The 14,616-nt window shown below is 61.2% G+C and carries 12 protein-coding genes and 1 other RNA gene; 1 reads left to right on the plus strand and 12 read right to left on the minus strand.

Annotated features, from left to right (window positions below; genetic code table 11):
• Positions 1 to 37 precede the first annotated feature (37 nt).
• Together secA and hpf are read right to left on the minus strand one after the other, a co-directional pair.
• On the minus strand, positions 38 to 2,962 hold the full coding sequence (gene secA, locus BANAN_RS05510) for a preprotein translocase subunit SecA (protein WP_014697931.1): 2,925 nt from the start codon (positions 2,960 to 2,962) through the stop codon (positions 38 to 40).
• A 205-nt stretch (positions 2,963 to 3,167) separates the two neighbouring features.
• Complete coding sequence (hpf, locus tag BANAN_RS05515) at positions 3,168 to 3,854, minus strand: ribosome hibernation-promoting factor, HPF/YfiA family (RefSeq protein ID WP_014697932.1); 687 nt, start codon at positions 3,852 to 3,854, stop codon at positions 3,168 to 3,170.
• A 281-nt stretch (positions 3,855 to 4,135) separates the two neighbouring features.
• On the opposite strand from hpf, the gene rnpB reads away from it, so the two are divergent.
• An RNA gene (gene rnpB, locus BANAN_RS07995) (RNase P RNA component class A) lies at positions 4,136 to 4,488 on the plus strand.
• 37 nt (positions 4,489 to 4,525) lie between these two features.
• Here the strand turns inward: rnpB and BANAN_RS05520 are convergent.
• The 10 genes from BANAN_RS05520 to miaB all read right to left on the minus strand — a co-directional run bounded on the left by BANAN_RS05520 (position 4,526) and on the right by miaB (position 14,564).
• A complete protein-coding gene (locus BANAN_RS05520; RefSeq protein ID WP_014697933.1) occupies positions 4,526 to 5,155 on the minus strand; it encodes a regulatory protein RecX in 630 nt (209 codons plus the stop codon).
• A 110-nt stretch (positions 5,156 to 5,265) separates the two neighbouring features.
• A complete protein-coding gene (gene recA / locus BANAN_RS05525) occupies positions 5,266 to 6,414 on the minus strand; it encodes a recombinase RecA (RefSeq protein WP_014697934.1) in 1,149 nt (382 codons plus the stop codon).
• A gap of 124 nt (positions 6,415 to 6,538) precedes the next feature.
• The gene (locus tag BANAN_RS08780) at positions 6,539 to 6,679 is read right to left on the minus strand and encodes a hypothetical protein (protein ID WP_121764949.1); all 141 of its coding nucleotides are present in this window, start codon (positions 6,677 to 6,679) and stop codon (positions 6,539 to 6,541) included.
• A 6-nt stretch (positions 6,680 to 6,685) separates the two neighbouring features.
• Positions 6,686 to 6,925 carry a DUF3046 domain-containing protein gene (locus BANAN_RS05530; RefSeq protein ID WP_237705786.1) on the minus strand — a complete coding sequence of 80 codons (240 nt, stop codon included), beginning with the start codon at positions 6,923 to 6,925 and terminating at the stop codon, positions 6,686 to 6,688.
• A 141-nt stretch (positions 6,926 to 7,066) separates the two neighbouring features.
• Positions 7,067 to 7,582 (minus strand): helix-turn-helix domain-containing protein, encoded by a 516-nt coding sequence (locus BANAN_RS05535; protein WP_014697936.1) that lies wholly within the window; start codon positions 7,580 to 7,582, stop codon positions 7,067 to 7,069.
• A gap of 29 nt (positions 7,583 to 7,611) precedes the next feature.
• Entirely contained in the window at positions 7,612 to 8,232 is a 621-nt protein-coding gene (locus tag BANAN_RS05540; RefSeq protein ID WP_014697937.1) for a CinA family protein, read from the minus strand.
• A 181-nt stretch (positions 8,233 to 8,413) separates the two neighbouring features.
• Entirely contained in the window at positions 8,414 to 9,067 is a 654-nt protein-coding gene (gene pgsA / locus BANAN_RS05545; protein WP_041777028.1) for a CDP-diacylglycerol--glycerol-3-phosphate 3-phosphatidyltransferase, read from the minus strand.
• A 115-nt stretch (positions 9,068 to 9,182) separates the two neighbouring features.
• Entirely contained in the window at positions 9,183 to 12,041 is a 2,859-nt protein-coding gene (locus BANAN_RS05550; protein ID WP_041777029.1) for a DNA translocase FtsK, read from the minus strand.
• Between the two features lie 17 nt (positions 12,042 to 12,058).
• Positions 12,059 to 13,093 (minus strand): tRNA (adenosine(37)-N6)-dimethylallyltransferase MiaA, encoded by a 1,035-nt coding sequence (miaA, locus tag BANAN_RS05555; protein ID WP_014697940.1) that lies wholly within the window; start codon positions 13,091 to 13,093, stop codon positions 12,059 to 12,061.
• On the minus strand, positions 13,074 to 14,564 hold the full coding sequence (gene miaB / locus BANAN_RS05560) for a tRNA (N6-isopentenyl adenosine(37)-C2)-methylthiotransferase MiaB (protein ID WP_014697941.1): 1,491 nt from the start codon (positions 14,562 to 14,564) through the stop codon (positions 13,074 to 13,076). Before miaB ends, miaA begins: the two co-directional genes overlap by 20 nt.
• Between the last annotated feature and the right edge of the window lie 52 nt (positions 14,565 to 14,616).

A 14,616-nucleotide genomic window follows, 5' to 3' on the forward strand; every position in this document is an offset into this window, starting at 1 on the left:
CCGCATGCGGCGCCCCTCGATATCGGGTTGGATATGCTCACTGCTCGTTCTGGCCGTGGCACATCTTGTACTTACGGCCGGAGCCGCATGGGCACGGTGCGTTCTTCGGCGTGCCCGGGAACGTGCGACCGTCGGACCATGGGGTCTTGAGCTCCTCGCTCTTCGGACGCTTGCTCGCCGGCACCTTGCCTTCGGCATGGCTCATCGGCTCCGGGCCGAGCAGACCGGATTCCGGAATCCGCTCGCCTTCCGCCGCTGCTTCCTTGACCGCAGCGATGTTCTCGGCGGTCTCCAGCTCGTCGGCATGATCGTCGATGCGCGCGGCCTCTTCGGGCTCGTGCTCCGACAGATTGCCTTTGCTCAGCTCGTCGTCCTCGCTCACATCGTCACCCATCTTGATTTCGGCGGAATCGACCGCCGCGTCGTCGATGGAGTCGGTGCCGTTGTCGTTCGTCTGGGCGATGCTGTCGAGGTCGATGTGGAAGAGCAACTGCACCGTCTCCTCCTTGATGGCCTCGATCATCTGGTTGTACATCTGGTAGCCTTCACGCTGGTATTCGACCAGCGGATCACGCTGGCCCATGCCACGCAGGCCAATGCCGTCCTTGAGGTAGTCCATCTCGTACAGATGTTCGCGCCACTTGCGATCGAGCACGGCGAGCACCACGCGACGCTCCAGCGTACGCAGGCCAGCGGCGCCGAGCTTGGTCTCGAAGGCCTCATACTGCGCATCGGCGTCGTCGACGAACAGTTTGACCACGGCATCCACGGCCTTGTCGCCCTTGAGCCCTTCGGCTGCCTCCTTGGCGTCGTCCATGGTCACCTTGGTCGGGTACAGGTCGTTCACTGCCTTGAACAGGCCGTTCCAATCCCAATCAGCCGGCTTGTCGGAACCGTTCTTGGCACCCCGCACATAGCTGGTGAGCGTGTCGGAGATGAAGGCTTCGATGTCCTCGTGAATGTCCTCGCCCTTCAACACGGCCTGACGTTCCGAGTAGATCACGGTGCGCTGCTTGTTCATCACATCGTCGTACTTGAGCACGTTCTTACGAATCTCGAAGTTACGCGATTCCACGGCCTTCTGCGCATTGCGCACGCCCTTGGACACGCTCTTCGACTCGATCGGCTCACCCTCGGGCATGCCCTTCGCCATCACGCGGGCGACGAGCTGTGTGTTGAACAGGCGCATGAGGTCGTCTTCGAGGCTCAGGTAGAACCGGGACTCACCCGGATCGCCCTGACGTCCGGAGCGGCCGCGCAGCTGGTTGTCGATTCGGCGTGATTCGTGGCGTTCGGTGCCGAGCACATACAGGCCACCGAGCTTCTTGACCTCTTCGTGCTCGTCCTTGACCTGCTCTTTGATCTTCTTCAGGGTCTCAGGCCACAGCTTCTCGTATTCCTCCGGGGTGTCGTCCGGCGAGTAGCCCTTCGCCTTGAGCTCGGCGTCGGCGAGGAACTCGACGTTGCCGCCGAGCATGATGTCGGTGCCTCGACCGGCCATGTTCGTAGCGACGGTGACGGCGCCCTTGCGACCCGCCACGGCCACGACTGCCGCTTCCTTCTCATGCTGCTTCGCGTTGAGCACCTTGTGCGGGATCTCAACCACGTCGAGCAGCGAGGAGACGACTTCGGAGGACTCCACCGAGGCGGTACCGAGCAGCACCGGCTGGCCCTTGCGATGACGCACAGCCACATCCTTGACGATTGCGGCGAGCTTCTCCTTCTTCGTACGGAAGATGAGGTCGTCCTGATCGATGCGGATCATCGGCTTGTTCGGCGGAATCGGCAGCACGCCAAGCTTATAGGTGCCCATGAACTCCGCGGCCTCGGTCTCGGCCGTACCGGTCATACCTGCAAGCTTGTCGTACATGCGGAAGTAGTTCTGCAGCGTAATCGTGGCGAAGGTCTGGTTCTCAGCCTTGACCTCCACGTTCTCCTTCGCCTCGATGGCCTGGTGCAGACCCTCGTTGTAGCGACGCCCGGGCAGAATACGTCCGGTGTGCTCGTCGACGATGAGCACCTCGCCGCCGGTAACCACGTAGTCGCGGTCGCGCAGGAACAGCTCCTTGGCCTTGATCGCATTGTTGAGGTAGCCGATCAGCGCGGTGTTGCTCGGCTCATACAGATTGTCGATGCCCAGGTAGTCCTCGATCTTCGTGATGCCCGGGTCGAGAATGCCCACGGTCTTCTTCTTCTCGTCGACCTCGTAGTCCTCGTCACGGTTGAGCTTGAGCACTAGCTTGGCGAACTGACGGTACCAACGGGTCACATCACCCTCGGCAGGTCCGGAGATGATGAGCGGCGTACGGGCTTCGTCGATGAGAATCGAGTCGACCTCGTCGACGATGGCGTAATGGTGTCCACGCTGCACGAGCTCGTCCTTCTCCCACGCCATGTTGTCGCGCAGGTAATCGAAACCGAATTCGTTGTTCGTGCCGTAGGTGATGTCGGCATTGTACTGCTTGCGACGTTCGGCCGGCTTCTGGCCGGTGACGATGCACCCGACGCTCATGCCGAGGAAACGGTAGATGCGGCCCATCAGCTCGCTCTGGTAGCTGGCGAGATAGTCGTTGACGGTGATGACGTGCACGCCCTTGCCTTCGAGCGCGTTGAGGTAGCTCGGCAACGTCGCCACGAGGGTCTTGCCTTCACCGGTCTTCATCTCGGCGATGTTGCCCCAGTGCAGTGCCGCGCCGCCCATGAGCTGCACGTCGAAGTGACGCTGACCCAGCGTGCGCTTGGACACCTCTCGCACCGTCGCGAAAGCCTCCGGCATCAGGTCGTCGAGCGTCTCGCCGTTGGCCAGGCGTTCCTTGAACTTGGCGGTCTGCCCTTTGAGCTCCTCGTCGCTCATGGCCACCATCTGATCTTCGAGCTTGTTCACGGCTTCGGCGACGTGTTCAAGCTTCTTGATCTGGCGACCTTCGCCCATACGCAGGGCTTTGTCTACGATATCAACCACATTCACTCCCTAACGGTGTTTGCAACAACACTCCTACAATAAGCGACTTGAGCCCCCTATTCCACTTTTTCCGGCTAATCTACGAAGATTTGCGCATTTTGGCATTCCTTCGCATTCCGCACACAAATGCATTGATGTCGCCCATAACCAACAAAGCAAAAGCGGCCCGCAACGCGAGCCGCTTTCCATTGAGGACGAAAACTGTTCAGGCCTTGCGCTCCTCTTCGAGCTTCTTGATATTCTCGGGGGTGTCGATCTCGAAGACGCCGTAGCTCCAGCCGTGACGGTGGTAGACGACCGACGGACGGCCGGTGTCCTTGTTCACGAACAGGAAGAAGTCATGGCCGATGAGCTCCATCTCATACAGCGCCTCATCGATGCTCATGGGTTCTGCGACATGCAGCTTGCGACGGATGACGATCGGGGTGTCGCCGACGTGAACCTCGACGGACTCGCCCGGACCGAGATCTCCGGCGACTGCGGAGGCGGGGCTGTTGTCGACGTCCTCGTCACCCATGATGTCTTCGCGCTCCTCGCTCGGCGGCACGAACTTGCCCGCATCGACCGGCACCGGCGTGTAGTTCTTGCGGTGGTCCTTGCGGCGATCGCGCGCACGGCGCAGACGCAGCGTGAGCTTGTCAAGCGCCAGATCGAGGGCGCTCACCTCATCGAGGCTGGACGCCTCGGCGCGAACCACGGTCGGACCAGCCACAACGGTCAGTTCCACGCGGACGGCGGTGTCATGCAGACGTGGATTGCCTTCATGCGACAGCACGACCTGTACGCGCTGCGCGTCCGGCGCAATTGCGGTCACACGATTCATCTTGCTTTCGACGACGTCACGGAACTTCTGCTTGATCTGAATGTGACGGCCTGTCAGAACGATATCCATGTGGACCTCCCTAGACTCAAGCGGCTTTCACACCGCTATATACGGACCGAACGGCTACTGCCATTCGGATATGACTCATATTGTAACCGAGTTCGGGCAAGAATTGGCAAGACACGCCCCCGCTTTCCCCTATTTGTTGAAAAAACGGCGTCTTTTCCCACGAGTCGGAACGGATTGCTCACGTCGCAGACGCATATGCCGCGCCAAAGCACCGGTTTCGCCACAAGGCGCCTCCTCCAGCCACCACTGCAGGCAGTCACACCCCTTGCTACAATCGGACGCGAGACCTCTTGATGGCCGCGGCCACTTTGTGGCTGAGGAACTTCCGGGCTCCACAGAGCACGATGGCGGATAACGTCCGCCCAGGGTGACCTGAGAGATAGCGCAGCAGAGAACAGACCGCCTGCCTTCGGGCCGGTAAGGGTGAAACGGCGGTGCAAGAGACCACCGGGCGACTGGTGACAGGAGCCGCATGGCAAGCCTCATCGGGAGCAAGGCCAAGCAGAAGGCTATAGAGTTGCTCGCTCTGCCTTCGGGTAGGCTGCTAGAGCCTGACGGCGACGTCAGGTCGAGATGGATGGCCATCCATGCCTTCACGGCATGACAGAACCCGGGGTATAAGAGGTCTCACTCCTTATCTTTCGGTCTTTTCGGCATGATCGATTCGACTGTCATTCGTCGATCCGATGTCGAAACAACTCGTCACTTACGGCGCGCAGATCCTCCGGCGCATGGCCCTTACGGCCTCCGGCGGACCAGAAGCGCCGTTTGCAGACCTCGACATCTTTACCAGCGTTCTTTTTCGCCACAGTCCTGCCGAGTTCCCACGCGCAGTCTTCGAACACCCCGGCCTGTGCGGTCTGCCGTACCATGCGTTCGGCCAGAGGGCGAGGAACACCCTTGCGCACCAGCTCCCGCATGACACCACGCGCACCCATCATGCGGGCGGTGCAGGAACGAATCACATTGCGGGCGTATTCCTCATCGTCAATAAGTCCGAGCTCCTCGAGACGCGTGACGACGCGCTCGATCACCTCGGCATCGTATTCCCGTTCGGCAAGCTTGTCCCGCAGGGATCCGCTGGACCGCGCGGCCGCGTCGAGCAGACGCAATGCGCTTTCCTTGCACTCATCTTCGTCATGCGGATCCGCCGCCACCAAATAGGCGAAACCCCCAGACAGCTTCCGACGCCGTTCCTTCGTCGGGCGCTTCCCCGGAACGCCTCGATTTGAGCTGTTGGGTGCCGACGGCTCACGCACCATCTGCTCATGGGAGCTCAGAAACTCCTCTGCACTGATCATGGCAACTCCTATTCCCCGCATTCCTTCGGTACGGCATGCAATACGCCGATGCCCCGTGGATCGGGTGTCAGCCGGCTGACACCCGATCCACGGGGCACCCAAAGAAGCACTCAGGCTTCAGCACCCGTCTGAGCCTCCGCATTCGACTCACTGGTGGTTATAGACTCACCGTCCTCCTCCTCGGTGCCGTCGATGCCGAACTGGTCGTCGGTGGAGATGAGCCCGGTCTTGACCTTCACCTGGGTGGAGATCTCCTCGGCGAGCTTCGGATTGTCGATGAGGAACTTACGCACGTTCTCACGGCCCTGCCCCAGCTGTTCACCGTTGTAGGTGAACCAGGAACCGGACTTCCTCACCACGTCGGTCTCCAACGCCATGTCGAGAATCGACCCCTCTTGCGAGATGCCCTGCCCATAGAGCATGTCGAACTCGGCGGTCTTGAATGGAGGTGCCATCTTGTTCTTGACCACCTTGACACGAGTGCGGTTGCCAATCGGCTCGTCCTTGTCTTTCAACGTCTGGATGCGGCGGATGTCCATGCGGACGGATGCATAGAACTTCAACGCCTTGCCGCCGGTGGTCGTCTCTGGGCTTCCGAAGAACACGCCGATCTTCTCTCGCAACTGGTTGATGAAGATGGCCGTCGTGTTCGCCTGTGCCAGCGCACCGGTCATCTTGCGCAGCGCCTGGCTCATGAGCCTTGCCTGCAGACCGACGTGGCTGTCACCCATATCGCCTTCGATCTCGGCCTTCGGCACCAACGCCGCCACCGAATCGATGACGATGACGTCAAGAGCCCCGGAACGAATGAGCATGTCGGCGATTTCCAGCGCCTGCTCCCCGTTGTCCGGCTGCGAAACGATGAGCGAATCGGTATCGACACCCAAGTGGCGCGCATACACGGGATCAAGGGCGTGCTCGGCATCGATGAACGCGGCCACGCCACCGTTCTTCTGCGCGTTGGCTACCACATGCAACGCCAGCGTGGTCTTGCCCGACGACTCTGGGCCATAGATCTCCACAATGCGCCCACGGGGCAGACCTCCGATGCCCAAAGCGGTGTCGAGGGCCAACGAACCGGTGGGAATCACTTCAATGTCCTGTTCCGGCCTATCTCCCAAACGCATGGCAGAGCCCTTGCCGAACTGCTTCTCCACTTGGGCCAACGCCGAATTGAGCGCATCCTCGCGCTTCTTGTCGACGCCAGGCGCCTCGGTCTTCTCCGTCTCCTTGACGGAGGACTTGCTTCGTGCAGCCATCTGTACTCCTCACTTCAACAGTCAAACGCGCCATGATCGGCGAACACCCCAACCCTACCGGCACAGTGCCGGGCGGCACAAGCACACCTGGGCATTGTGGTCGGAGGACACCGATATCCACACATCATATGCAGCATACGCATGCAATCGACGCCGTGGCTTTCGCGATATGCCCAGTATACCCTCTCATGCGAACATTTGTTCGAATGCGCCCATCTGCCGAGCAGTTCTCCACATTCTCAACACGCGCCGCCAGACCACCCAAGCACCCCTAACGAAAATCGACGGGCAGCGGCGGTGCATTGTGATCCCGGCCCCAACGCTTCGCATCGGGCACATCCATCTGGTCGCACAACACATTCCACACCACACGAGGCTCTTCGCCGGCAGCCAGCGCCTCCACCACCGTCATGCCACGCAACTGGGTGAGCCCCTGGTCATGGGCCAACGCCCTGCCATAGGAGCGACCGAACACTTCTTCGAGCAACTGCCAGAATTCCCGCTCACGCATGGCCCCAAGCATAACCGCGTCAGCACAGCGCCGCAAGGCGAGCCGAACAACCCAGCTTCGACGCACCAGATTCGGCGCATAGATACGAAAAGGCCCGCCACCGAAGCAGCGGGCCGACAGTCACAGGCGAACGCCCGAATTTCACGCCTCGACGGAATCGAGGTAATCCGCGACCATGCGCAGCATCTGCGATGTGCTCAGACCCAGCGATTCCGAGATGGACGCCAGCAGCTCGGAGCTGGCCTCCTTCTGACCACGCTCGACTTCGGAGAGGTAGCCGAGGGAAACACCGGCCTTCTCACTCACCTCACGCAACGTCTTGTGATCGCGTGTACGAAGGTCGCGCAGCACATGCCCGATCGCCTCGCGCAAGGACACTTCCTTCACCTCGCCCACGGTCTCACGGCGGTGCACCATCGCGCGCGGACGTGCGGTCTCGGCGTCTTCCTCCTGCCACATGCGAGCGAGGGCGGCCTGATGCTCGTCCTTGGCCTTCTTCGCGGCACGGGCACGGAGAACCTGCTGCTGGGCGAACATCACCGCGCGGCGCTGGGCCGGAGTGAGTTCGCGCATGCGCGCACTGCCCGAGCGCACCTGCTCCGGAGTCTCAACCGACTTGACTTCAACTTGCTCGTTGACCATTGTCATCTGTTCCATCACGAACACCTTTCCTTTCCTACTACCCCTCATGAGTTTTCCCTTGTCTCCATTATCGGAATTTTTTCCTGTGAAGAACCTGTGAATTCTCTCATTTTTCCCAGAACACAGGCCACCGTGAGATGTCTAACCAGTTCTCGCGAGCCGCGTAACGCTAATCTGAGCGCAAAATCATGTTCTTGGATTACGCTATGAGAAAAACATGGCACGTCGAAGCCGATATACACGGTTCCTGCCGGTTTTCCTTCGTCCGGGCCCGGCCCTGCGACACCAGTGGTAGACAACCCCACGACTCCATGCGCATATTGCTCTTGGTAAAACAGATGGGCGGCCCCGCGGGCCATCTGCCGCGCGACTTCCGGGTCGACCGCGCCATGGGTCCGTAAGAGTTCCGCATCGATGCCCAACACCGTCGCCTTGGCGTGAATGTCATACGTCACCGCGGAACCGAGGAACACACTCGACGCCCCCGGAATCCGCACAAAGGAATCCGCGAGCAGACCTGCGGTGAGGGACTCCGCGCACGCAATCTTGAGTCCCCGCGCGTCGCAGTGAGCAAGAATATGGCGCGCCTGTTCGTCGCAATACCGCTGTACATCGGCCACGTCGGTCACACCGGCGAGTTCGGCGACCTCGAAAAGCTCTGCCACACCTACTCCTTCCACGTCGTCATCTGCATGCAGTTCACTCTCAGTGTGAAAAATTGTGCAGACATTGTGAATAACGGCGTGTTGTCTGCATGTTTTGCATATATAGCGGCAAAGCAACGGGCCCGCACACCGAAGTGCGCGGGCCCGTATGCGATCGTTGCGACCGCTATCAGATATTCACCTATTTGCGCGTCACCGCAGGTTCCGCGAACACGCCTCGCAGATACTCGTAACCGGAATACAGGCACAGAATGAGCGAGAAGTAGATGAGCGCATACGCGACAATGAAGTACACGGTCAACCACGCCGGCTGCGACACGGCATGCGTGAAGCTCCACACCGGAATCAGCAGCAATCCGAGACCCAGGCAGAGCGTGAATGTCTTGTATTTGCCCGCCTGCGACGCCGCGATCACCTTGCCACCGTGGTCGATGACGAAGAACCTCATGATCGTGATGCCGATCTCACGCACCACATAGAGGCCGGTGACGATCCAGCCGATCCACATATTGCCGAATTCGTTGAAGCAGGCGGCCACGACGAGCGCACCAAGCGTGAGCAGCTTGTCGGCGATCGGGTCAAGGAGCTTGCCCAGTTCGGTCACCTGATTGTATTTGCGTGCCATCCAACCATCGATCTTATCGGTCGACGCGGCGATGATGAACACGATGGCGGCGCCCCACCGCATGCCGATGTTGCGGGCACCCCATGCACCGCCGCCGATGTAGAGTCCCAGGAACACGACAACGAGTATAATTCGGGCGAGCGTCACCAGGTTCGGCGGTGAACTCCACTGGCTCCACATCGATTGCTTGGTTGATTTCTCAGTCTCCATAGTGGCTAGCGTACTCGCTTACATGTCCATAGCGTTGCCGTGTCGGACAACCTGCACCATATCCCGAGAAACATTCACACCGGCATGCCGCCGGGCACGCCCTGCACCAAGTACATCAGTACTCGGCAGTGCCGGAGGCACCAGAGGTCGGTTCAGCCGGGGCTCCAGCACCGGTCAGGCTGCCGCTCTCCCCCTTGATGAACGCAAGCACCTGCGGCAGATCCTGGGGCTGCACCAGCACCTCACGGGCCTTCGAACCTTCGGACGGCCCCACCACCCCACGCGATTCGAGCAGATCCATGAGTCGACCGGCCTTCGCGAAGCCGACGCGCAGTTTGCGCTGCAGCATGGATGTGGAACCGAACTGCGAACTGACCACGAGTTCAGCGGCCTGCAGCAGTTCGTCCATATCACCCCCGATGTCCTCGGTGGGATCGACCTTCTTCTGGTCCGCTTCCTTGGCCATCTGCTCGATATCCTCGCGGTAGCGCGGCTTACGTTGCGTGCGCACGAACTCGACGGCCTTGCGGATCTCGGACTCGTTCACCCACGCGCCTTGCACACGAATCGGCTTGGCCGAGCCCATGGGCAGGAAAAGCGCGTCGCCCTGTCCGATGAGCGTCTCGGCGCCGGTGGTGTCGAGAATGACCCTCGAATCGGTGGCCGAGGAAGTCGCAAAAGCCAGACGTGACGGAATGTTCGCCTTGATCAGGCCTGTGATCACATCGACGGACGGGCGTTGGGTGGCGAGCACCAGATGCACCCCCGCCGCACGCGCCAGCTGTGTGATGCGTTGGATCGAGCTCTCCACATCGTTCTTGGCCACCATCATGAGGTCGGCCATCTCGTCGACGACCACGAGCAGCGATGGATAAGGGGCCACATTGCGGTTCGACCCCGCCGGCGCATGGACCTTGCCGGCACGCACCGCCTTGTTGAAATCCTTCACGTCACGGAAGCCGAAGAACTCCAGATCGCTGTATCGGGCGTCCATCTCCTTGACCACCCATTCCAATGCTTGGGCCGCCTTCTTCGGATCGGTGATGATCGGTGTGATCAAGTGGGGAATGCCCGCATATGCGGAGAGTTCCACACGCTTCGGATCGACCATGATCATACGCACCTGATCGGGCGTGGCGCGCATGATGATCGACGTGAGCATCGAGTTGATGAAACTCGACTTGCCGGAACCCGTCGCACCCGCCACCAGCAAATGCGGCATCTTCGTGAGGTCGGCAGTCACGAAATGCCCCTCAACATCCTTGCCCACACCGGTGAGCATAGGATTGGGGTCGTTCATCGCCTTATCGGAGCGCAGCACATCGCCCAGATGCACGATCTCACGGTCGGCGTTCGGAATCTCGATGCCGATGGCGCTCTTGCCCGGGATCGGCGAGAGGATGCGCACATCCGAACTAGCCACGGCATAGGCGATGTTCTTGTCGAGGTTCGTCACCTTCTCCACCTTGACGCCCGGTGCCACCTCCACCTCATACTGCGTGACCGAGGGACCTCGCAGGAAGCCCACCACCTTCGCATCCACCTTGAACTGGCGGAACGTCTCGTTCAGCGCATGGATCACCGTGTCGTTCGCCTGAGTGTGCGCGGCATGCGGTTTGCCCTTGACGAGCAGGTTCAGATCCGGCAGATGGTATGGCGTATCAGGCTGTTGCGGAATGTCAGGCATGCCTTCATGGTCTGCCGGCGTCGCGGAGGATGGCATGGGCCGCCGTACCCCGGAGCCGATTGGGGGCATGGGCGACGAGGTCGGCGACTGGTCGAGGATCTCGCCGGTCTGGGTGGAGACCACCATCGTCTCGCCCTCCGCATCGAGATGCGCCCAAGGATCGGTGCCGGTGGCCGTCGCCGCAGGCATGGAGCCGGATGGCAGCGGAATGGTGCCCGAGGGCTGGGCGTTCCATGTGCCCGAGTCGATGCTCCGCGTGGCGTCGTCGTTGAAGGCACCACCGCTGCTCACCCTGCGCGGGCCCTCGTGCAGATCCGTTTCGTTGGCAGCCCCATGGCGGCTCGCTGCATTGAGGAATGCCTCGTCGCCTGCATAGCGATCGAGTTTCGTGTCGGTGCCGGAGCCCTTCCTGCGGCGATGGAACAGCCTGGCGAGGAAGCCGCCCTTGCGGTCCGGTTCCGGCACGTCAGTGCCGTCATGCGCAGGCACGCCATCCGCGAACGCCAATGTGTCGTCGCCCACGCGCACCTCGTTCGGGAACTGCTCGACCTCGGGATCCGACTGCTGCGCATCCGCGGAATCAGCAGATCCCCGCCGAGAGAATCTACTCAGTTTCTGCGGAATCTCGGTCACATGGGTGCGCGTCATCAACAGCACGGAGAACACCGCGGCCACGACGAACACGATGATCGCGAACGTCTGGGAGAGCCCCCATGCCAGAGGTGATCCGACGACGAAACCGACCAGACCGCCAGCCTGCTGAATGTTCTGCCAGGAGAACTCCTTCGTGTCCGCAGCCATGACCACGTCGATGATCGAGCAAATCGACCACAGCAACATCACTCCTCCGGCAATCACCTGCGTGTTGTGGGATTGCTTGCCGGAGTTGCGCATGAGGCGAATCGCCAACACGATGAGCAACACCGGCACCACCACGCTCATCACACCGAAAATCGCGGAGGCGAACGAGTGCAGCCCGCGTCCGAGTGCGCCGTCGACGCGGAACCACTCGGACCCGCAGAAGAACACAGCGAGGATGATCATGACGAAGCACAATCCGTCCCGACGATACGCCGGGTCGTACTCCCCCACGCTCACCTTACGCACGGCAGAGCCGAACGCCCGTGGCGCACATAGCAATGCCTTGTGCCAGAACGGTTCCGCTCCTTGGTTCCGCGCACCGCCCCGTGAACTCTGCGCGGAACCGGACGCACGTGACCCCGTCCCGCCGCCGGAGGAGGAACGGGCGGTCCTGCCCTTCGATGATTTGGAAGATGATTGTGCCATAACGGTTGAATCCTACCTCAGACCGGTCCCGCACCAGACGGCCGGCGAATATCGCCCAGATGATGCTGCACGTATTCCTGTGCATGCATGTCGATGGCATCGTAGTCGCCGGCGTCGGCGTGGTCGATGACCGCCATCGCATTGTCGACCAGAACCGGGTTCAATGCCGAGAGCCAGTGGATGCGCGGGTCTCGGCCGAACCATCCCATTTGCTTGCGGGCGAGGCGTTTAGTCTTCTGCGCGATGTCTGCCATGGTATCGTCCAAATCGACCAGACCATCGAGATGGTCGATCACCTGCTGGTAGCCGAGCGCACGGGCTGCGGTTGGCCCCAGATGGGAACGCAGACGCGCCACCTCATCCACGAAGCCCTCGTCGAACATCTGCCTCGTGCGCACGTCAATGCGCCTATCCAGATCGGCACGGTCAAGGTCAAGACCCAATTGCACCGACGGAATCACATAACGGTACCGGGGCAACGTGGCCGAATACGGTTTGCCGGTCACCTCGATCACTTCGAGTGCGCGAATGATGCGACGGGGATTGCGCGGATCCATATGCTCGGCCGCCTGCGGATCCTTGACCGCCAGCTCGCGGAACAATGCCGTGGCTCCCTCGGTTCGCTCACGTTCCTCCAGATGCTCCCTAATCTGCGGATCGGTGCCCGGGAAGGAGATGTCGTCGATGGCCGCACGGGCGTACAGGCCGGAGCCGCCGACCAGAATCGGCCGTATGCCACGCGACTTGAGATCGGCGATGGTTTCACGCGCCATCTGTTGGAACCTCGCGACGGACATCGTCTCGCTCGGCTCGATCACGTCGAGCAGATGATGCCTGACCGCCGCACGTTCCTCGTCGCTCGCCTTCGCGGTGCCGATATCCATGCCGCGGTACATCTGGTAGGCGTCGGCATTCACTATCTCGGCACGTTCACCACGATCGGCGAGTCTCTGGGCGATTGCGATGCCCAGACCGGTTTTCCCGGAGGCGGTGGGGCCGACGATCGAGATCACACGCGCGTCGTCATGGCGTTCAACTCCTGCGGATGGCATAGGTCTGTCCTTTGGCGAGATCGGGGTCTGCAATCAGGTTATGGCGCCCAGCATGGGTTACGGTGGCAGTGACGAAATCGCCGATCTGCGGTGCGTCATGCCCTTGGGGCACTCCCACATGCACCAGTACGCCGGTTTTCTCGCGACCGGTGTAGCGGTGCGTCTCGGCGTCCTTCTTCCCGGTCACACCGGTGATCATCACCTCGACGTCACGGCCCACGAACTTCTCGAGAATCTCCTCGGTAATGCGCTCCTGCACGGCGAGCAGACGTTCGAGCCTGTCGAGGGCCACGTCATAGGGCACCTGTTCCATTGCGGCTGCGGGCGTGCCGGGACGCGGCGAATAGATGAACGTGAAGGCCGACGAGAATCTGGCTTCCTCGACCACGCGCAAGGTCTGCTGGAAATCCTCCTCGGTCTCGCCCGGGAAGCCGACGATGATGTCGGTGGAGATCTGCGCATCCGGCATCGCCTCACGAATCTTCGCGAGAATGCTCAGGAACCTCTCGGAACGGTATGAGCGGCGCATGGCGCGCAAGATGCGGTCGGAGCCGGATTGCAGCGGGAAATGCAGCTGATGCATCACATTGGGGGTCTCGGCCATCGCGGCGATCACGTCGTCGGTGAATGCCGCCGGGTGGGGCGAGGTGAACCGCACGCGCTCCAGTCCCTCGATCTCGCCGCAGGCGCGCAGCAGCTTGGAGAACGCATAGCGGTCGCCTATGCCATAGCCATACGAGTTCACATTCTGCCCCAGCAGCGTGATCTCCTTCGCCCCGTTCGCCACCGTCTCGCGGATCTCGGCGAGCACGTCGCCCGGTCTGCGATCGCGCTCCTTGCCACGGGTGGTGGGCACGATGCAGAAGGTGCACGTGTTGTTGCACCCCATCGAGATGGCCACCCATGCGGAATGGGCGGAGGCGCGGTGTGCGGGCAGCTGACTCGGGAAGAGCGTGAGATCCTCGTTCACCTTCACCTGCGTATGCTGCGCTGCACGGGCCTGATCGAGCAATGCGGGAAGGTCCTCTATGTTCTTCGTGCCGAACACGGCATCCACCCATGGCGTACGTTTGGCGATGCGTTCGCGGTCGAGTTGCGCCATGCAGCCTCCGATGGCGATCTGGGCATGCGGGTTCCTGTATTTGAAACGTTTCCATTTGCCGATGGTGCCATACATGCGTTCTGCGGCATTCTCTCGCACCGCGCACGTGTTCATGATCACGACGTCGACATCGTGCGCCAGGAACTGCTCCTCGCTCGCCGGGCGGTAGCCGTTCTCCTCCATCACGCCCGCGATGCGCTCGGAATCGTGCACGTTCATCTGGCAGCCAAGCGTGTGCACATAATACAGACCGCGTCCACGGCCGGATGCTCCCCCGCACTGCGGGGCGTCGGGCTCGACCTGCGTCGTATGCTGTGCTTGCGATGTGTTCGTGCGGCGTTCCTCAGGCGTCATCATGTCTTCGTTCATAGAGGCCATGCTAACCGAAGCTCGGCACAGTACCCGTCTGCACAGCGTACTC

It is taken from the genome of Bifidobacterium animalis subsp. animalis ATCC 25527 (assembly GCF_000260715.1).
Lineage (GTDB): Bacteria > Actinomycetota > Actinomycetes > Actinomycetales > Bifidobacteriaceae > Bifidobacterium > Bifidobacterium animalis.